The 18,750-nt window shown below is 68.8% G+C and carries 17 protein-coding genes; 2 read left to right on the top strand and 15 right to left on the bottom strand.

Features of this window, described 5'->3' with window-relative positions; genetic code table 11:
• Window positions 1-212: 212 nt before the first annotated feature.
• Window positions 213-482 carry a hypothetical protein gene (locus ACSFA2_RS05345; RefSeq protein WP_435454279.1) on the bottom strand — a complete coding sequence of 90 codons (270 nt, stop codon included), beginning with the start codon at window positions 480-482 and terminating at the stop codon, window positions 213-215.
• Between the two features lie 87 nt (window positions 483-569).
• Window positions 570-968 carry a hypothetical protein gene (locus ACSFA2_RS05340; RefSeq protein WP_435454278.1) on the bottom strand — a complete coding sequence of 133 codons (399 nt, stop codon included), beginning with the start codon at window positions 966-968 and terminating at the stop codon, window positions 570-572.
• Between the two features lie 433 nt (window positions 969-1,401).
• On the opposite strand from ACSFA2_RS05340, the gene ACSFA2_RS05335 reads away from it, so the two are divergent.
• Together ACSFA2_RS05335 and ruvC are read left to right on the top strand one after the other, a co-directional pair.
• A complete protein-coding gene (locus ACSFA2_RS05335; RefSeq protein ID WP_435454277.1) occupies window positions 1,402-2,490 on the top strand; it encodes a porin in 1,089 nt (362 codons plus the stop codon).
• 91 nt (window positions 2,491-2,581) lie between these two features.
• Window positions 2,582-3,130, top strand: a complete 549-nt coding sequence (gene ruvC / locus ACSFA2_RS05330; protein WP_435454276.1) for a crossover junction endodeoxyribonuclease RuvC — start codon at window positions 2,582-2,584, stop codon at window positions 3,128-3,130.
• Between the two features lie 4 nt (window positions 3,131-3,134).
• Here ruvC and ACSFA2_RS05325 read toward each other — a convergent pair whose 3' ends face one another.
• The 13 genes from ACSFA2_RS05325 to ACSFA2_RS05265 form a co-directional block, all read right to left on the bottom strand.
• Complete coding sequence (locus ACSFA2_RS05325; protein WP_435454275.1) at window positions 3,135-3,311, bottom strand: hypothetical protein; 177 nt, start codon at window positions 3,309-3,311, stop codon at window positions 3,135-3,137.
• A gap of 17 nt (window positions 3,312-3,328) precedes the next feature.
• Window positions 3,329-4,252, bottom strand: coding sequence for a UDP-3-O-acyl-N-acetylglucosamine deacetylase (gene lpxC / locus ACSFA2_RS05320; protein WP_435454274.1), 924 nt, complete (start codon window positions 4,250-4,252; stop codon window positions 3,329-3,331).
• A gap of 76 nt (window positions 4,253-4,328) precedes the next feature.
• Window positions 4,329-5,537 carry a cell division protein FtsZ gene (gene ftsZ, locus ACSFA2_RS05315; protein ID WP_435454273.1) on the bottom strand — a complete coding sequence of 403 codons (1,209 nt, stop codon included), beginning with the start codon at window positions 5,535-5,537 and terminating at the stop codon, window positions 4,329-4,331.
• A gap of 161 nt (window positions 5,538-5,698) precedes the next feature.
• Complete coding sequence (gene ftsA / locus ACSFA2_RS05310; protein WP_262077509.1) at window positions 5,699-6,928, bottom strand: cell division protein FtsA; 1,230 nt, start codon at window positions 6,926-6,928, stop codon at window positions 5,699-5,701.
• 20 nt (window positions 6,929-6,948) lie between these two features.
• The gene (locus tag ACSFA2_RS05305) at window positions 6,949-7,731 is read right to left on the bottom strand and encodes a cell division protein FtsQ/DivIB (RefSeq protein ID WP_435454272.1); all 783 of its coding nucleotides are present in this window, start codon (window positions 7,729-7,731) and stop codon (window positions 6,949-6,951) included.
• Between the two features lie 4 nt (window positions 7,732-7,735).
• Window positions 7,736-8,704 (bottom strand): D-alanine--D-alanine ligase, encoded by a 969-nt coding sequence (locus ACSFA2_RS05300; protein ID WP_435454271.1) that lies wholly within the window; start codon window positions 8,702-8,704, stop codon window positions 7,736-7,738.
• On the bottom strand, window positions 8,701-10,158 hold the full coding sequence (gene murC / locus ACSFA2_RS05295) for a UDP-N-acetylmuramate--L-alanine ligase (RefSeq protein ID WP_435454270.1): 1,458 nt from the start codon (window positions 10,156-10,158) through the stop codon (window positions 8,701-8,703). Before murC ends, ACSFA2_RS05300 begins: the two co-directional genes overlap by 4 nt.
• On the bottom strand, window positions 10,155-11,237 hold the full coding sequence (gene murG, locus ACSFA2_RS05290; protein ID WP_435454269.1) for an undecaprenyldiphospho-muramoylpentapeptide beta-N-acetylglucosaminyltransferase: 1,083 nt from the start codon (window positions 11,235-11,237) through the stop codon (window positions 10,155-10,157). The genes murC and murG overlap by 4 nt, the downstream gene beginning before the upstream one ends.
• Complete coding sequence (ftsW, locus tag ACSFA2_RS05285; RefSeq protein WP_435454268.1) at window positions 11,234-12,532, bottom strand: putative lipid II flippase FtsW; 1,299 nt, start codon at window positions 12,530-12,532, stop codon at window positions 11,234-11,236. The genes murG and ftsW overlap by 4 nt, the downstream gene beginning before the upstream one ends.
• Complete coding sequence (locus ACSFA2_RS05280) at window positions 12,529-14,550, bottom strand: Mur ligase family protein (protein ID WP_435454267.1); 2,022 nt, start codon at window positions 14,548-14,550, stop codon at window positions 12,529-12,531. Before ACSFA2_RS05280 ends, ftsW begins: the two co-directional genes overlap by 4 nt.
• A gap of 4 nt (window positions 14,551-14,554) precedes the next feature.
• A complete protein-coding gene (mraY, locus tag ACSFA2_RS05275; RefSeq protein ID WP_435454266.1) occupies window positions 14,555-15,733 on the bottom strand; it encodes a phospho-N-acetylmuramoyl-pentapeptide-transferase in 1,179 nt (392 codons plus the stop codon).
• Window positions 15,734-15,748: 15 nt separating this feature from the next.
• Complete coding sequence (locus ACSFA2_RS05270; protein WP_435454265.1) at window positions 15,749-17,212, bottom strand: UDP-N-acetylmuramoyl-tripeptide--D-alanyl-D-alanine ligase; 1,464 nt, start codon at window positions 17,210-17,212, stop codon at window positions 15,749-15,751.
• Window positions 17,209-18,711, bottom strand: a complete 1,503-nt coding sequence (locus ACSFA2_RS05265; RefSeq protein ID WP_435454264.1) for a UDP-N-acetylmuramoyl-L-alanyl-D-glutamate--2,6-diaminopimelate ligase — start codon at window positions 18,709-18,711, stop codon at window positions 17,209-17,211. Before ACSFA2_RS05265 ends, ACSFA2_RS05270 begins: the two co-directional genes overlap by 4 nt.
• Window positions 18,712-18,750: the final 39 nt, after the last annotated feature.

Genomic DNA, 18,750 nt, shown 5'->3' with positions numbered 1-18,750 from the left:
TGCCACGCGGGCGCTACTTTCGCCCGCGCAGCAGGCGGCCGAGAAACGTTCGCGCCGCGTTGCCTGTCGTTGGCGCGAGGACCGCAAGCTTGCCTTCCGTGCGTTGTATTCGAACGCGGCTCTGGCGACCCATTCGCGCACCTCGGCGGTACGCGCATCGCCGAACTGATGGCCCACGGCGGCATAGGCGGTGGGTGCGGCCTCGCGGTCGTTCAGCACGCGAAGGGGGAGCCCCTTCGTGGTGAGTGCTTCCGCGACCCAGCGGGCGCGCTGCCCGCATCGGCAGCGCAGTGCGCCACCAGGGCATCGCAGGTTTCGACGACTTCCGCATGGCGGCCCAGCACCGCGAGCGCCTGCGCCTTGTGCAGCCAGGCGGCGCCAAGATGTTCTTCGGGACTCGGATCGTTGACAGTCCCAATGCGTTGCAAAACGGCTTCGGCCTCTTCGAGCTTCTGCTGTGCCGACGACTCGATCACATTCATGTCCATCTCCCTGTGCAGTAGCCCCACAGCGACCTGGCGTGCGCGCGGCGCCGTCACTTCCTTCCCACCTCGGCCCTTCGCCGGTGTTCACGATCGTGGCGTGCGTGAAGCGGGCTCCGCGACGCGCGTCGGCGCGAGAAACAAGGCTGCAGCGAAAGCGACTTGCCAAACCGACCAAAGCGCGATCCAGGCCCATGCAGCGGAACCCGTGCGTTCGAAATGCAAGACACCCTGAGACACGGTCGACGAATACAGGAAAAGGTCGAGCACGATCGCCACGACCAGCATGGCCACGCTGAACGCCGGCGGCGACTTCCGGTAGTTCGACAGGTTGTAGAAGGCCAACGGGAAAAGGATGAGAGACATGCCGCCATAGGGCCAGGCGGACGTCCATCCGTGGCCCGCGCCGCCCAGCAGCACGGCGTACATCCCGCAGAGCACGCCGAGGCCCGCGCCGACGAGCGTGATCACGATCTTGACAAGCATGCAGCCGCCTAATGCACGCGACGCGTGTCGGTGGAGTGCGCGCACCCCAGGCGCAACGGCGACGCCGTATCCGTCGATGCGAACATGAGACCCCCCTTTTTTTGGGGCGATTCTATGGCGGGACGCCGTCGCTGCGGCAGACTGGGCTGCAGTTCGAGCACGCGGGACCGGGCGGGGCCACCCCGCTGTTCGCCTGTGCTTCATTCATTGCGTGAGAAGGTCGTCGAGCCCTGAACACTTGCCGTACTCTGCTCGCCCCGAACCACTCCTCAGCAAACCTTTTGTCTTCAACTTGCTACCGATTGGTAGCAAGTTGTGCCGCGTTCACCCATAGGGGAAATCGAGCAGGAAACACTTCGTCGCAACTGCGTGGTCCTACCCTAGAGTAGCGGGCACCACAACGAGGAGACGCAGAATGCTCAGGAAAGCTTCGATGGCCAGTGCCCTGCTCGCCGCCGCCCCCCTGGCCTGGTCCCAGTCCAGCGTACAGATCTACGGCATCGTCGACGCCGCTGTCCGGCACACGACCAACGAAGGCCCGGCGGGTGACGGGCGCCTGACGCAGATGATCGGTGGCGGCATGTCGCAGAGCCGTTGGGGCATCAACGTGACCGAGGACATGGGCGGCGGGCTGCGCGCGCTGGCCAACCTGGAAAACCGCTTCAACACGGACACCGGTACGCAGGCGACGACCAACTACTTCCAGCAGTCCTGGGTCGGCCTGCAGAGCAGCAGCTTCGGCCGCGTAATGCTCGGCCGCCAGTACAACGTGCTGTTCGACGTGGTGACCAGCACCTATGCGTCGTTTCCCTACTCGCCGTATTTCGATGCGTTCAAGCCGGAGATCGGCTTTTCGCTGGGCGCGCGTGCCAGCAACATGATCAAGTACGTCGCCGAGTACAGCGACTTCCGGGGCGGCCTGCAGTACTCCTTCGACGAAGACGCACCCACCGGGGGCCGGACGGTCGGCGCCTACCTGCGCTATGCCACCGGTGGCCTGGCCGTGGGCGGCGCTTTCCAGAACTACGAGTTCGGGTCGGGCCGCAAGCTCGACGCCTGGACACTGGGTGGTTCCTACCGCATCGACAAGTGGTACATCAACCTGGGCTACGGCCGCAACAAGCTCGACGGCGGCCCGCTGACCGCACCGGTCGACCTGGCCGTGCTGTCGAGCCTGTGGAGCGGCACCTCGGTCGCCAACGGCAACTTCGGCGGACCGGCCTTCCTGGCGGCCAACCAACGCGACCTCGCGACCATCGGCCTGGGCTACCAGATCACGCCGCTGCTCAATCTCGGCGCGCACTACTACCGCACCAAGCAGTCGGGCCCCACGGTCGCCGGTGACGCACGGGCAGACTTCTTCGTCTTCGCGGCCGACTACGCACTGTCGCGTCGCACCGACATCTATGCGGAACTCGACACCACGCGCCTGAAGGGCGAAGCCAACCTCAACGGCACGACGACCTCGGGCGGGCCGAAGAGCCGCAACGGCTACACCGTCGGCGTACGCCACCGGTTCTGATCGCACGCGACGGCGGGGGGCGGTCGGCTACAGTCGAAAGCCCATCACCCCGCTGCCGACGGCCCGCCGTCGGCGCTGTTCCGCCTTCGACATGCGCATCCTCGGTATCGACCCCGGCCTGCAAACCACCGGTTTCGGCGTCGTTGACCTGGACGGCCATGCGCTGCGCTACGTCGCCAGCGGCACGATCAGCACCAGGCACCTCGAGCGCGGGAACCTGCCCGAGCGGCTCAAGGTGCTGTTCGACGGCATCGGCGAGATCGTGGCGCGCTACCAGCCCGACACGGCAGCGGTCGAGATCGTCTTCGTCAACGTCAATCCGCAGTCCACCCTGCTGCTCGGCCAGGCGCGCGGGGCCTGCCTCACGGCGCTGGTGTCGCGCAACCTACCGGTCGCCGAGTACACCGCGCTGCAGATGAAGCGTGCGGTCGCAGGCCACGGCCAGGCCGCGAAGGCGCAGGTGCAGGAGATGGTCAAGCGCCTGCTCGACCTGCCCGGCCTGCCCGGCAGCGACGCCGCCGACGCATTGGGCATCGCGATCACGCATGCGCACGTCGGCAGTTCGATGGCGCGCCTCGGCGAGGCGGCGGATCTGTCACGCAGCACGAGCGGCATGTACCGCAAGGGTCGCACGCGCTGAAGCTTCAAGCCACGCGTTCGGCGATCAGCACTGCGAAGAATCCGAACGCCGCCAGCATCGTCCACTTGAGCACAATCCAGCCGAAGCGCCAGTACTTCACTTGGCCCGTGCCCGCATAGAACGCGAACGACACGCCGGCCACGAGCAGCAGCAGAAGGATGGCCCAGCGGAACAGCAGCATCGGTCGGTACGCCGGCGCTACCAGGCGCGCGCCACTTCGGCGAAGCCTGCAGGGGCGAGCTTCTCGTCGTCGAAGGTGACGATCTCGTAGGCGTCCTCGTGCCGCAGCAGTTCGCGCAGCAGCTGGTTGTTCATGGCGTGGCCCGAACGGAAGGCGCTGTAGGCGGCCAGCAGCGGGCGGCCGATCACGTACAGGTCGCCCATTGCGTCGAGGATCTTGTGCTTCACGAATTCGTCGTCGTAGCGCAAGCCGCCGACGTTCAGCACCTTGGTGTCGTCCATGACGATCGCGTTGTCGAGCCCGCCACCCAGCGCCAGGCCCTTGCTGCGCATGTACTCGACTTCCTTGGTGAAGCCGAAGGTGCGCGCCCGCGCGATGTCGCGGCTGTACGAGCCGCTGCCCAGGTCGAACTCCACGCGCTGGCCGGTCGAATCGACCACGCGGTGGTCGAAGTCGATCTCGAAGCTCAGCTTGAAGCCGTGGTAGGGCTCCAGCCGCGCCCACTTGGCGTTGGCACCGTCGCCCTCACGCACCTCGACGGGCTTCACCACCCGGATGAAGCGGCGCGGTGCCTGCTGCAGCACGATGCCCGCGCTTTGGAGAAGAAAGACGAACGACGATGCCGACCCGTCGAGGATCGGCACTTCATCGGCCGTGATGTCGATGACCAGGTTGTCGATGCCCAGGCCGGCACAGGCCGACATCAGGTGTTCGACGGTCTGCACCTTGGCGCCGCCGTTCGAGACGGTCGACGCCAGGCGCGTGTCGGTGACGGCCTCGGCCGTCATCGGGATGTCCACCGGCTCGGGCAGGTCGACGCGTCGGAACACGATGCCCGTGTCCGGCGCCGCCGGGCGCAGCGTGAGCTCCACCCGCTGCCCGCTGTGCAGACCCACGCCGACGGCGCGGGTGATGGACTTGAGCGTTCGTTGTTGCAGCACGGCCGTGATTTTAGGAGCGCGAGTCTTGCGCCGGAACGCACGGCTCGCTATGGCCTCCATAGTCACACGGTCGACCTCAATCAGCCTGCCGACGCAAAAAGGCGGGGATCTCGAAGTCGTCCATGCCGCCCGAGGACAGCGCGTCGACCTTGGCCGCCGCCATCGTGCGGTTGGTGCGCCACACGCTCGGCACGGCCATGCCTTCGTAGTTCGGCTGGCCGTGCGCGCCGGCATGGCCCACGCCGCCCAGGGTCGGCACGGTGAAGGCGATGTTGTCGGTGCCGGTGCGGATGACCTCCAGCGTCGGGGCCTGGCGGCGTGCGTCGGGGCGCGACAGGCCGGTGGCGACCACCGTCACGCGCATCTCGTCGCCGAGGTTCTCGTCGTAGGCGGCACCGTAGATCACGTGCGCGTCCGGCGATGCGTAGGCACGGATGGTGTTCATCGCCAGCTTCGATTCCGACAGCTTCAGCGAGCCCTTCGAGGCCGTCACCAGCACCAGCACGCCCTTGGCGCCCGACAGGTCGATGCCTTCGAGCAGCGGGCAGGCCACGGCCTGCTCGGCGGCGATGCGGGCGCGGTCGGGGCCGCTGGCCGCGGCCGTGCCCATCATGGCCTTGCCGGGTTCGCCCATCACGGTGCGCACGTCTTCGAAGTCGACGTTCACGCCGCCGTACTCGTTGATGATTTCCGAGATGCCGCCAACGGCATTCTTCAGCACGTCGTTGGCATGCGCGAAGGCCTCGGCCTGCGTCACGTCCTCGCCCAGCACTTCGAGCAGCTTCTCGTTCAGGATGACGATCAGCGAGTCAACGTTGGCTTCCAGTTCGGCCAGGCCGCTGTCGGCGTTGTTCATGCGCTTGCCGCCTTCCCAGTCGAAGGGCTTGGTGACCACGCCGACGGTGAGGATGCCCATCTCCTTGGCGATGCGCGCGATCACCGGTGCCGCGCCGGTGCCGGTGCCGCCGCCCATGCCGGCGGTGATGAAGAGCATGTGCGCGCCGTCGATGGCCGCGCGGATCTCGTCGACTGCCAGTTCGGCCGCCTCGCGACCCTTGTCGGGCTTGCCGCCGGCGCCCAGGCCGTTGTTGCCCAGCTGGATCAGCTTGGGTGCGTTGCTGCGCGACAGCGCTTGCGCGTCGGTGTTCGCGCAGGAGAACTGAACGCCCTGCACGCCACGCTCGATCATGTGCGCGACCGCGTTGCCGCCGCCGCCGCCCACGCCGATCACCTTGATTTGCGTGCCTTGGTTGAACTCTTCCATTTCGATCATTTCGATGGCCATTTGGTGACTCCTAGATTGCTTGCAGTTGCCGTGTGTTTCTGAACTATTTTTCTGTGCGCGGACCGGTAGCTCGTGGGGATGGCGGACCGGTCCGCCGCCATCGCTCGTTGAAGTGCCGGGGCGGACTGCCGCGGGCCAGCCAGAGGGGGTAGTGCTTCATGTCAGAAGTTCCCGACGATGAAGTCCTTGAAGCGTCCGAATGCGGTTTTGACCGATCCGTTCTTCTGCGCGACCTTGTAGCCGCGCATGCGTGCAAAACGTGCTTCTTCGAGCAGCCCCATGACGGTAGCCGCACGGGGCTGGGCCACCATGTCGGACAACGCGCTCGAATACTTCGGGATGCCGCGGCGCACCGGCTTGAGGAAGATGTCCTCGCCGAGTTCGACCATGCCCGGCATCACCGCGCTGCCGCCGGTCAGCACGATGCCGGACGACAGCACTTCCTCGTAGCCTGACTCGCGCACCACCTGCTGCACCAGCGAGAAGATCTCCTCGACGCGCGGCTCGATCACGCCGGCCAGCGCCTGCTTGCTCAACATGCGCGGGCCGCGGTCGCCCAGGCCCGGCACCTCGACCTGCGTGTCAGGGTCGGCCAGCAGCTGCTTGGCGTAGCCGTTCTCGACCTTGATGTCCTCGGCGTCCTTGGTCGGCGTGCGCAGCGCCATCGCGATGTCGCTGGTGATCAGGTCGCCCGCGATCGGGATCACGGCCGTGTGGCGGATCGCGCCATTGGTGAAGATCGCCACGTCGGTCGTGCCCGCGCCGATGTCGACCAGGCACACGCCCAGCTCGCGCTCGTCCTCGGTCAGCACCGCCTGGCTCGAGGCCAGCGGGTTCAGCATCAACTGGTCGACTTCCAGGCCGCAGCGGCGCACGCACTTGATGATGTTCTCGGCCGCGCTCTGGGCACCCGTCACGATGTGCACCTTGGCCTCCAGCCGCATGCCGCTCATGCCGATCGGCTCCTTCACATCCTGGCCGTCGATCACGAACTCCTGCGGCTCCACCAGCAGCAGCCGCTGGTCGCTCGAGATGTTGATGGCGCGTGCCGTCTCCACCACGCGGGCCACGTCGGCCGGCGTCACTTCCTTGTCCTTCACCGCCACCATGCCGCTGGAGTTGATGCCGCGGATGTGGCTGCCGGTGATGCCGGTGTAGACGCGGCCGATCTTGCAGTCGGCCATCAGCTCGGCCTCCTTCAGTGCCTGCTGGATGCTCTGCACCGTGGCGTCGATGTTGACCACCACGCCGCGCTTGAGGCCGTTGCTCGGCGCCACGCCGAGGCCGGCGAGCTTGAGTTCGCCGTTGGGCAGGACCTCGGCCACCACCACCATCACCTTGGCGGTGCCGATGTCGAGTCCGACGACCAGGTCTTTGTATTCTTTGGGCATGGAATGTCCTCGGTGTTCGCTTATTTCTTCTTGGGGTCGTTGACGACCGTGGTGACGCCGCGCATTCGCAGCGCATAGCCTTCGTTGTGCCGCAGGTCGGCGCCTTCCACGGAGGCGACGGTGCGGCCGTACTGCGCAGCCACCTGCGACACGGTGCGCAGGAAGCGCTCGGTGCGGGCCACGACTTCTTCGCTGCGGCCGCGGCCCAGCTCGACGAGCGCACCGCTGTCGAGCAGCACGTGCCAGCTGCCGCGGCTCGACAGGCCGAGCTCGACCACGTCGAGCTCGTAGGGCTGGAACAGCGGCGCCAGCAGGCGGTACATGCCCAGCACCTGCCCGGCCTGCTCGAGCGGGCCGTCCAGCCGCGGGAGCTGGTCGTCGACCTCTGCCACGTTGGCCTCGAAGACCTCGCCGAAACCGTTGACCAGCTTCGAGCCCGCTTCGTCGCCCCAGTGCGCGACCGGCACGTGCTCGGTCAGCGTGGCGCGCAGCTTGTTCGGAAACTCGCGCCGCACCACCGCCTTGCGCACCCAGGGCACCGACTCGAAAGCCGTGCGCGCACGCGCCAGGTCGACGGTGAAGAAATTGCCCGCCAGCTGCGGCGCCACGTTGGCGCGCAGCGTGACCGCGTTGTTGTGCGTCACCTCGCCGTCGACCTTGATGCCGGCGATCGGGAAGAAGGGTTGGCGCAGCACCCACCACGCCCCCGCCGCCAGCAGCACGACACCGAACACGGCGAAGACCAGCGTCGCCGTGAGGTTCATGAGCTTGACGTCGAAGGGGACGGGGGCGGTCGTGGCCATGTCGTCAGACCTTGCCTTCCGAGTCCAATGCAGCCGACGCCAGCACGCGCACGCACAGGTCTTCGTAGGCGATGCCCATGGCGCGTGCCGACATCGGCACCAGGGAATGCGTCGTCATGCCGGGCGAGGTGTTCATCTCCAGCAGGAAGGGCTTGCGGTCGCTGGCGCGGATCATCACGTCGGAGCGGCCCCAGCCGCGGCAGCCGAGCGTGCGGTAGGCCGCCAGCGTGAGACGCTGGATTTCCTTTTCTTCCGCCTCGGGCAGGCCGCTCGGGCAGTGGTACTTCACGTCGTCGGTGAAGTACTTGTTCTGGTAGTCGTAGGCGCCCTCGGGTGCGGCGATGCGCACCACCGGCAGGGCCTGCGCGTCGAGCCCGTGACCGAGCACGGCGCAGGTGACTTCCTCGCCCTCGATGAATTCCTCGCACAGCACGTCGGCGTCGTACCTGGCGGACAGCGCCACCGCGTCCTGCATCTGCGAATAGCCGGCCACCTTGGTCACGCCGATGGACGAGCCTTCGCGCGGCGGCTTGACGATCAGCGGCAGGCCGAGCACGTCGGGCACGGCGCGGATCTGCTCGCGGCTCTGCTGGTCGGCGGCCAGGCGCACGTACTTGGGCGTCGGCAGGCCGTCGGCCTGCCAGATGCGCTTGGTCATGACCTTGTCCATCGCCACGCTCGAGGCCATCACGCCGGAACCGGTGTAGGGGATGCCCAGCAGTTCGAGCGCGCCCTGCACCGTGCCGTCTTCGCCGTGGCGCCCGTGCAGCGCGATGAAGCAGCGCGCGAAGCCTTCGCGCTTGAGCTCGACCAGGTCGCGCTCGGCCGGGTCGAAGGCGTGCGCGTCGACGCCGCGCGAGCGCAGCGCCTCCAGCACGCCGGTGCCGGACAGGATCGAGATCTCGCGCTCGGCCGAGGTGCCACCGAAAAGCACGGCGACCTTGCCGAGTTGCTGGATGTTTGGAGTGCTCACAGCGCCCTTCCTTCGCGGGTGAACTGGCCCGGTTTCGCCGATGCGGCCGTGCCGCCCAGTTCCACCACGCGGCCGGGCACGGTGCCGATGGAGCCGGCGCCCATGCAGATGACGACGTCGCCATCGCGTGCGTTGTCGAGGATGGCCTGCGCCATCGCGCCGATCTCGTCGACGAACACCGGCTCGACCTTGCCGGCCACGCGCAAGGCGCGCGCCAGCGAGCGGCCGTCGGCCGCCACGATCGGCGCCTCGCCGGCCGCGTAGACCTCGCCCAGCAGCACGGCGTCGGCCGTGCCCAATACCTTGACGAAGTCCTCGAAGCAGTCGCGCGTGCGGGTGTAGCGGTGCGGCTGGAAGGCCAGCGTCAGGCGGCGGCCCGGGAAGGCGCCGCGCGCCGCGGCGATGGTGGCCGCCATCTCGACCGGGTGGTGGCCGTAGTCTTCGATCAGGGTGAAGGCCTCGGTCGCCTGCCCGTCCTTCACCGGCACGTCGCCATAGCTCTGGAAGCGCCGGCCCACGCCCTTGAAGTCGGCCAGGCCGCGCTGCACGGCCTCGTCGGCCACGCCGAGCTCGACCGCCACCGCGATCACCGACAGCGCGTTCAGCACGTTGTGCTCGCCGGCCAGGTTCAGCACGATGTCCAGGTCGGGCAGCGTGATGCCGTTGCGGCGCTGCGCGGTGAAATGCATCTGGCCCCCGACCGCGCGCACGTTGACGGCGCGCACCTGGGCGTCTTCGTTGAAGCCGTAGCTGGTCACCGGGCAAGTCACCTCGGGCACGATGTCGCGCACCGCGGCATCGTCGGTGCACAGGATCGCCACGCCGTAGAAGGGCATGCGGTGCAGGAAGTCGACGAAGGCCTTCTTCAGGTTGCCGAAGTCGTGCCCGTAGGTCTCCATGTGGTCGGCATCGATGTTCGTGACCACCGCCATCACCGGCAGCAGGTTCAGGAAGGACGCGTCGGACTCGTCGGCCTCCACCACGATGTAGTCGCCGCTGCCGAGCTGCGCGTTGGCGCCGGCGCTGTTCAGGCGCCCGCCGATCACGAAGGTCGGGTCGAGCCCGGCCGCGGCCAGCACGCTGGCCACCAGGCTGGTCGTCGTCGTCTTTCCATGCGTGCCGGCGATGGCGATACCCTGCTTCAGGCGCATCAGCTCGGCCAGCATCAGGGCGCGCGGCACCACGGGAATCTTCTTCTCGCGCGCGGCGATCACCTCGGGGTTGTCGGCCTGCACCGCGGTCGACGTGACCACGGCGTCGGCACCCGCGATGTTCGCCGCGGCATGACCCACGTGCGTGGCGATGCCCAGGCCGGCCAGGCGCCGCAGCGTGACGCTGTCCGACAGGTCGGAACCCGAGATGCGGTAGCCGAGGTTGAGCAGCACCTCGGCGATGCCGCTCATGCCGGCGCCGCCGATGCCGACAAAGTGGATGTGGCGGATCGCATGCTTCATGCAACGCCCCCGCGCTTCTTCGCAGCCAGCTCTTCGCAGGCCAGCACCACGGCGCTGACCGCTTCGGTCTTCTGCATCGTCTTGGCCTTCACGGCCTTGTCCACCAGCGTGGTTCGTTCGAGTTTCTGGAGCAAGTCGGCCAACAATTCAGGCGTGAGTTCGGTCTGCTGCACCAGCCAGCCGCCACCCGCGTCCACGAGGAAGCGCGCATTGGTGGTCTGGTGGTCGTCGACCGCGGAAGGGAAAGGCACGAACAGCGCTGCGGCGCCGACGGCTGCGATTTCGGTGACGGTGCTGGCACCGGCGCGCGCGACGATCAGGTCGGCGGTCGCGTAGGCGGTGGCGGTGTCGTCGATGAAGGGCGTGAGCTCGGCCTCGACGCCGGCGGCCACGTAGTTGGCGCGCAGGTCGTCGATCTGCTTGGCGCCGCTCTGGTGCATCACGATCGGCCGCTGTGCCGGCGCGATCCGCGCCAGGGCCTTGGGCACGATGCTGTTGAGCGCCTTCGCGCCCAGGCTGCCGCCGACCACCAACAGCTTCAGCGGACCACTGCGGCCGGTGAAGCGCGTGACCGGATCGGCCTGCGACACGAAGGCTTCGCGCAAGGGGTTGCCCACCCACTGCGCGTTCTTCAGCACGTTCGGGAAGGCCGTGAACACGCGGTTCGCCACGCTCGCGAGCACCTTGTTGGCCAGCCCGGCCACCGAGTTCTGCTCGTGCAGCACCAGCGGCTTGCCGAGCAGCACGCTCATCAGGCCACCGGGAAAGGTGATGTAGCCACCGAGCCCGATGACCACGTCGGGCCGTACCCGGCGCAACACGCCGATGCTCTGCGCGAAGGCGCGCAGCAGGCGCGCGGGCAGCATCAGCAGCGTGAGCGGCCCCTTGCCGCGCAGGCCACCGAACTGCACCGGCTCGAAGGCGAAGCCGCGCGGCGGCACCAGCTGCTGCTCCATGCCGCCGGGTGCGCCCAGCCAGTGCACCGCCCAGCCGCGGTCGCGCAGCGCCTCGGCCACGGCCAGGCCGGGGAAAATGTGGCCTCCGGTGCCGCCCGCCATGACGAGGGCCGTCCTGGTCATACGCGACCTCCGCGCATCAGGACGCGGTTCTCGTAGTCGACCCGCAGCACGATCGACAACGCGATCAGTTGCATCAGCATGGCCGAACCGCCGAAGCTCATCAGTGGCAAGCCGAGGCCCTTGGTCGGCAGCGCACCCAGGTTCACGCCCATGTTGATGAAGGACTGGAAGCCGATCCAGATGCCGATGCCCTGCGCCACCAGACCGGAGAACACGCGGTCGAGCGCGATCGCCTGGCGGCCGATGTGCATGATGCGGCGCGTGAGCCACAGGAACATGCCGATGATGAGCAGCAGGCCGACCAGGCCGAATTCCTCGCCCAGCACGGCCAGCAAAAAGTCGGTGTGCGCCTCGGGCAGCCAGTGCAGCTTCTCGACGCTGCCGCCCAGGCCCACGCCGAAGATCTCGCCCCGGCCGATGGCGATGAGTGCGTGCGACAGCTGGTAGCCCTTTCCGAGCGCGTGCGCTTCGCTGAACGGATCGAGGTAGGCGAAGATCCGCTCGCGCCGCCATTCGCTGGTCATCACGATCAGCGCGAAGGCCGCCACCACCAGCGCGGCGATGACGAAGAACATGCGCGCGTTCACGCCGCCGAGGAACAGGATGCCCATCGCGATGATCGCGATCACCATGAAGGCGCCCATGTCGGGCTCGGCCAGCAGCAGCATGCCGACCACCACCACGGCGATGCCCATCGGCAGCACCGCACGGAAGAAACGTTCCTTGATCTCCATCTTGCGCACCATGTAGCTGGCGGCGTAGAGCACCATCGCGAGCTTGGCGAGCTCGGAGGGCTGGAAGTTCATGATGCCCAGCGGCAGCCAGCGGCGCGCGCCGTTGACCACGCGGCCCACGTGCGGGATGAGCACCAGCACCAGCAGCAGCAGCGACACCACGAAGATCCACGGCGCCACGCGCTCCCAGGTCTGCATCGGGATCTGGAAGGCCAGCAGCGCGGCGACGAAGGCGATGGAGATGAACAGCACGTGGCGCAGCAGGAAGAACATCGGCCCGTAGCCGGCGCGCGCGAAGCGCGGGTTGTCCGGCAGCGCGATGGAGGCCGAATAGACCATCACCATGCCCCACGCCAGCAGCGCCAGCGTGACCCACAGCAACGACTGGTCGAAGCCCAGCACGCGCATCGGCGCGGCCTTGGTCTGCGACACGCTGCCGCCGCCGAGGTGCACCGGCAGGTGCATCGGCAGCGCGTCCATGCCGCTCTTGGCGGCACGGCGGAACCAGCCGCCGAAGCGGCTCGGTGCGGTGTTCGGGGTGGCGGCGGCCGTGTCGCTCATGAGGCGTCCTCTTCGTGCATCGACGACGGCGCGTCGGCCAGGGCCTGCACCGCATCGCAGAAGACCTGCGCGCGGTGTGCGTAGTCCTTGAACATGTCGAAGCTGGCGCAGGCCGGCGACAGCAGCACGGCGTCACCGGGGTGGGCGCGCTTCGCGGCAAGCTGCACCGCTTCGTCCATCGACGCGGCATGCACGAGCGTGACGCCGGTCGAGGCCAGCGCAGCCTCGATCACCGGCGCATCGCGCCCGATCAGCACCACCGCGCGCGCCACCTGGCGCACCGGTGCGGCCAGCGGCTCGAAGTCCTGGCCCTTGCCGTCGCCGCCGAGGATGGCGACGATGCGCCGCTCGGCGCCCAGGCCATGGAGCGCAGCGACGGTGGCACCGACGTTGGTGCCCTTGCTGTCGTCGAAGAACTCGACCTGGTCGACGATGGCCACCGATTCGACGCGGTGCGGCTCGCCGTGGTACTCACGCAGGCCGTAGAGCATCGGACCCAACGGGCAGCCGGCCGCGCTGGCCAGCGCCAGGGCGGCCAGGGCATTGAGCGCGTTGTGCTGGCCGCGGATGCGCAGCGCGTCGGCTGGCATCAAGCGCTGCAGGAAGATCTCTTCCTCTTGCGCCGCAGCACCGCGCTTGCGCTTGATCGTTTCGTCGGCCTCCAGCGCGCGCACCAGCCAGGCCATGCCGTTGACGCGTTCGATGCCGAAGTCGGTCGGGCGCAGCGGCAGGCCGGCGCCGAAGGTGATGTGCGTGCGGATCTGCGGGCGCTGCAGCTTCACGCGAACCGGCGGCGGGCGGCGTGCCCCCACGCTCGGCACTGACGTGTCCTCGCTGCCCCCCGAGGGGGCTTTCGCGCCTTGGGGCGGCCCGGCGGCGCTCATCTGCATGACGCCCGCGTCGTCGCGGTTCAGGATCATCAGGCCCTGCTGGCCGAAGATGCGCGCCTTGGCGGCGGCATACGCGCCCATGTCGCCGTGCCAGTCGAGGTGGTCCTGCGTCAGGTTGAGCACCGCGGCGGCGGTGGGTTCGAAGGCCTGCACGCCGTCGAGCTGGAAGCTGGAGAGTTCCAGCACCCACACGTCGGGCAGCGTGTCGGCATCGAGGTGCGCGGCCAGCGTGTCGAGCAGCGTCGGGCCGATGTTGCCGGCGACCGCCACGGTCTTGCCGGCGCGCTCGACCAAGAGGCCGGTCAGCGCGGTGACGGTGGTCTTGCCGTTGGTGCCGGTGATGGCGAGCACCGCCGGCGCATAGCCCTTGGGCGGCTCGGGCTCGGCATGCGGCACCAGCGGAAGCTGGGGAGACTCTTCCTCGACGATGGCCGACGCCGGGTTGGTCGCCGACAGTTCGGCGATGCGGACCACGAACTCGGCCGCGTCCTTGGCCGCTGTGGCCACATAGGGCGTGCCGGGCGTGGGCAGCGGGGGACGAGGGGCCGCAGGGATGGCAGCGGGCGCGGGCTCCGCAGGCTCGGCGATGGGATCGGCCACCTCGTCCGTGGCGGGCGGCACGTCGTCGGCGGGCGCTTCCATGGGCGCTTCCACGGGCGCCGGCACGCTCGCCTGTGCGTCGCGTGGCATGTCCTCGGCCAGCGCGCGGGGCGCAGCTTCGGCGCTGTCGGCGTCCTCGGCGGCAGCGACAGGCTCCGCCACCGGCGCCTCCGGCAGCGCCACCGTCTTCAGATCGCGCAGCGCCTGCGCGAACAGATCGAGCTCGCTTCCGACCGGCAGGCCGATGGCGCGCGCTGCGTCGACCACCGGCGCGATCGTCGCCGGCGTCAGGCCGGGCGAACGGTAGACGGCGCGGATCGACGTGCCTTCCACCAGGGCAGCGGTCAGCGGCCCGCCGACGAAGCGCACGCCGGGCCACTCGGACTGCAGCGTGGCCAGCGCGGGCGGCGTGTCGCGCGTGTCGGCCACCGTCACCTGTGCACCGTGCCGCGCACACCAGCGCGCCATCGCCAGGCCGGACGCACCGAGGCCGAGGACGAGGACAGGGAGGTCGTGCAGGTGCTTCACGTGATCACCGGAGCTTGAGCGTCGACAGCCCCACGAGGCACAGCAGCATCGTGATGATCCAGAAGCGCACCACGACCTGCGTCTCGCGCCAGCCGCTCTTCTCGAAGTGGTGGTGCAGCGGCGCCATCTTGAGGATGCGCCGACCCTCGCCGAAGCGCTTCTTGGTGTACTTGAAGTACATCACCTGCGCCATCACCGAGATCGCCTCGACCACGAAGATGCCGCCCATGACGAAGAACACGATCTCCTGGCGCACGATGACCGCGATGGTGCCGAGCGCGCCGCCCAGCGCCAGCGCGCCGACGTCGCCCATGAAGACCTGCGCCGGGTGCGTGTTGAACCACAGGAAGGCCAGGCCCGCGCCGGCCATGGCCGAGCAGAACACCAGCAGCTCGCCCGAGCCGGGAATGTGCGGAAACAGCAGGTACTTCGAATAGACCGAGCTGCCGGTGACGTAGGCGAAGACGCCCAGCGCCGAACCGACCATCACCACCGGCATGATCGCCAGACCGTCCAGGCCGTCGGTGAGGTTCACCGCGTTGCTCGACCCCACGATCACCAGGTAGGTCAGGATGACGAAGCCGATGCCGCCGAGCGGGTAGCTGATCTCCTTGAAGAAGGGCACCAGCAGGTTGATCTTGGGCGGGAAGTCGAGCGCGAAGCCCGAGCGCACCCAGGCGAAGAACAGTTCCAGCACGCGCCAGTTGGAGCTCTCGGAGATGCTGAACAGCAGGTAGAAGCCGGCCAGCAGGCCGACCACCGACTGCCAGAAGTACTTCTCGCGCGAGCGCATGCCTTCCGGGTCCTTGCGCACCACCTTGCGCCAGTCGTCGACCCAGCCGATGGCGCCGAAGCCCAGCGTCACCCACAGCACGATCCACACGAAGCGGTTGCTCAGGTCGAACCACAGCACGGTGGCGAAGGCGATGGAGAACAGCACGAGCACGCCGCCCATGGTGGGCGTGCCGCTCTTGGTCAGATGCGTTTCCATGCCATAGCCGCGCACCGGCTGGCCGATCTTGAGCGCGGTCAGCCGGCGGATCGCGTACGGGCCGACGGCCAGGCCGATCAGCAGCGCCGTGGTCGCAGCCATCAGCGCGCGGAAGGTGAGGTACTGGAAGACGCGCAGGAACCCGAACTCGGGCGAGAGCGTTTGCAGCCACTGGGCCAGACTCATCAGCATGCGGGTGTGCGCGGTTCATGCAGCATGACCGGCCTCCTTGTCGTTATGGTTGTCTGTTGTCGTGGTACGGACGGCGGCAGAGGCGATGGCCTGCACCACCCGCTCCATCCGCATGAAGCGCGAACCCTTGACCAGCACGCTGGCGAGCTCGGGCAGTTGTTCGAGCACGGCCGCGTTGAGCGCGTCGACCTCGGTGAAGTGACGCCCCTGACGGCGCACCCGCTGGTCGGCGAACGCGGCCACGCTGTGCACCGTCTCGTCGCCGAGCGCGAACAGCATCTCGACGCCGCGGTCGCGCGCCCACTCGCCCACCTCGGCGTGGAAGCCCTCGGCCTGGTTGCCGACTTCGCCCATGTCGCCCAGCACCAGCAGGCGCGGGCCGGGCAAGGCGGCGAGCACGTCGATGGCGGCGCGCACCGAATCGGGATTCGCGTTGTAGGTGTCGTCGACCAGCGTCAGCGTGCGGCCCGCCGGCAGCGCGATGGCGCTCGCCTTCGAGCGGCCCTTGACCGGCTCGAACGCTGCCAGGCCCTCGGCGATCTTCTCGATCGACACGCCACTGCACAGCGCGCAGGCGGTGGCCGCCAGCGCGTTGATCACGTTGTGATGGCCGGCGATGGCCAGCGTGGTCTGCAGCGGGCCGAGCGGCGTGCGCACCTCGATCGCCCAGATGCCGCGACGCCATTCGGCCCGCGCCAGGGAGATGTCGGCATCGGGGTGATCGCCGAAGCTGAGGCAGCGGCGGGTCGCGCCTTCGTGGGCGATCTCATTCCACAGTGGCGTGAAGGCATCGCCGAAGGGGAACACGGCCGTGCCGGTTTCCGGCAGGGCCGCGAAGACGCTGCCGTTCTCGCGGGCCACGGCCTCGACCGTTGCCATGAATTCCTGGTGCTCGCGCTGGGCGTTGTTGACCAGCGCGATGGTCGGCCGCGCGATGGTCGCGAGTCGCGCGATCTCGCCGGGGTGGTTCATGCCGAGCTCGACCACCGCCAGCTGGTGGTGCGCGCGCAACCGCAGCAGCGTGAGCGGCAGGCCGATCTCGTTGTTGAAGTTGCCGACGGTCGCCAGCGACCGGTCGCCCCACGCGGCATGGAGGATGGTCGCGACCATCTGCGTGACCGTGGTCTTGCCGTTGCTGCCGGTGACGGCCACCAGCGGCAGGTCGAACTGCGCCCGCCAGCCCGCGGCCAGCGCGCCGAGCGCCGCCAGCGTGTCGGGCACTTCGAGGCCCGGCAGGCCCGCCACCTCGAGGCCGCCGTGCGCGATGGCCGCGACCGCGCCCTTCGCGCGTGCGTCGGCCAGGAAATCGTTGGCATCGAAGCGCTCGCCGCGCAGCGCCACGAACAGGTCGCCCGGCTGCAGGCTGCGGGTGTCGGTGTGCACCCGCACGAGCGGTGTTTCGGCATCGCCGACCAGACGCGCACCCGGCACCCAGGCGAGCGCCTGGCCGAGGGTCATCATGGGCACCTGCGCGCTCATTCAGCACTCCTGCGTTGCAACGCGTCGAGCGCGTGGATGCGATCTGCAAATTCGGTGCGCACGCCGGCCACTTCCTGCCAGGCCTCGTGGCCCTTGCCGGCGATCAGCACCACATCGGCGGGCGCCGCCTGGGCCAGGGTCTCGGCGATGGCGCGTGCGCGGTCGGGCTCGACCTGCGCGGCATCGGGGTTCGACAGCCCGAGCAGGATCTGGCCGATGATCGCGGCCGGCTTCTCGCTGCGCGGGTTGTCGCTGGTGATCACCACACGGTCGGCCTGCGTCTCGGCAACGGCCGCCATCAGCGGCCGCTTGGTCGCGTCGCGGTCGCCACCGCAGCCGAACACGCACCACAGCGCGCCGCCGCGCTGCGCGGCCAGCGGGCGCAGGCCGGCCAGCGCCTTGTCGAGCGCGTCCGGCGTGTGGGCGTAGTCAACCACCGCCAGCGGCTGGCCCGGCAACGCCACGCGCTCCATGCGGCCCGGCACGCTCTGCAGGTCGCGGCAGGCATCGACCGCATCGGCCAAGGTCATCCCGAGGGCGCGCAGCGCGCCGATCACGCCGAGCAGGTTGGCCACGTTGTACTGGCCGATGAGTTGGGTCGACAGCGTCTGAGTGCCAGCGCCCTGCTCGACCACGTCGAAGCGCAGGCCCTCGGCGTCGTAGCGGATGTCCTGCGCCATCAGGCGCGCGGCGCCGCCGCCGGCCGACAGCGTCCAGACGTCGAGCGTGCCGACGCCGCTGTCGATGAGGTTCTTGACCAGCGTCGCGCCATGCAGGTCGTCGATGTTGACCACCGCCGCGGCAAGGCCGGGCCAGCGGAACAGCTCGGCCTTGGCTTCCCAGTAGGCGTCCATGCTGCCGTGGTAGTCGAGGTGGTCCTGCGTGAAATTGGTGAAGACCGCGACGCGGATCTCGCAGCCGTCGAGCCGGCGTTCGGCGATGCCGATCGACGAGGCCTCGATGGCGCAGGCGCCAAAGCCCTGCCGGACGAAGCTGCGCAGTTCGCGCTGCAGCATCACGGGGTCCGGCGTGGTGAGGCCGGTGTAGCGCAGTTCGGGCGGCGTGCCGATGCCGAGCGTGCCGATCAGTGCGCACGGACCGGTGCCCGGGCGCTTCGACAGGGCTTCGGCCAGCCACCAGGCGGTCGAGGTCTTGCCGTTGGTGCCGGTCACGGCGATGAGCGGGATCTGGCTCGACGGCTGGCCATAGAACGACGCGGCGATCGGCCCGGTGGCGGCCTTCAGGCCGGCGAAAGCGGCGATCGGCTGGCGTTCGTCGAAGCCGAAGGCCTCGACGCCCTCTCGCTCGACCAGGCACACCGAGGCGCCCTGCGCCAGCGCGGACGCCACGTGCGCGCGCCCGTCGGTCGCGGCGCCTGGCCAGGCGATGAAGCCATCGCCGTCGCCGACCTGCCGGCTGTCGGCGTGCAGGTCGCCACCCACGCAGGAGCGCAGCCACCAGGCGGCTTCGTTCGGGGAGGAGAAGTGTTGGTCGACCATGTCAGATAGAGCGACGGCCAATGTCCAGGGATACCGCGG

The organism is Variovorax cryoconiti (genome assembly GCF_051216395.1).
Taxonomy (GTDB): domain Bacteria; phylum Pseudomonadota; class Gammaproteobacteria; order Burkholderiales; family Burkholderiaceae_C; genus Variovorax.
The sequence above is the reverse complement of the archived record's forward strand: the minus strand, read 5'-3'. Positions and strand labels throughout refer to the sequence as shown.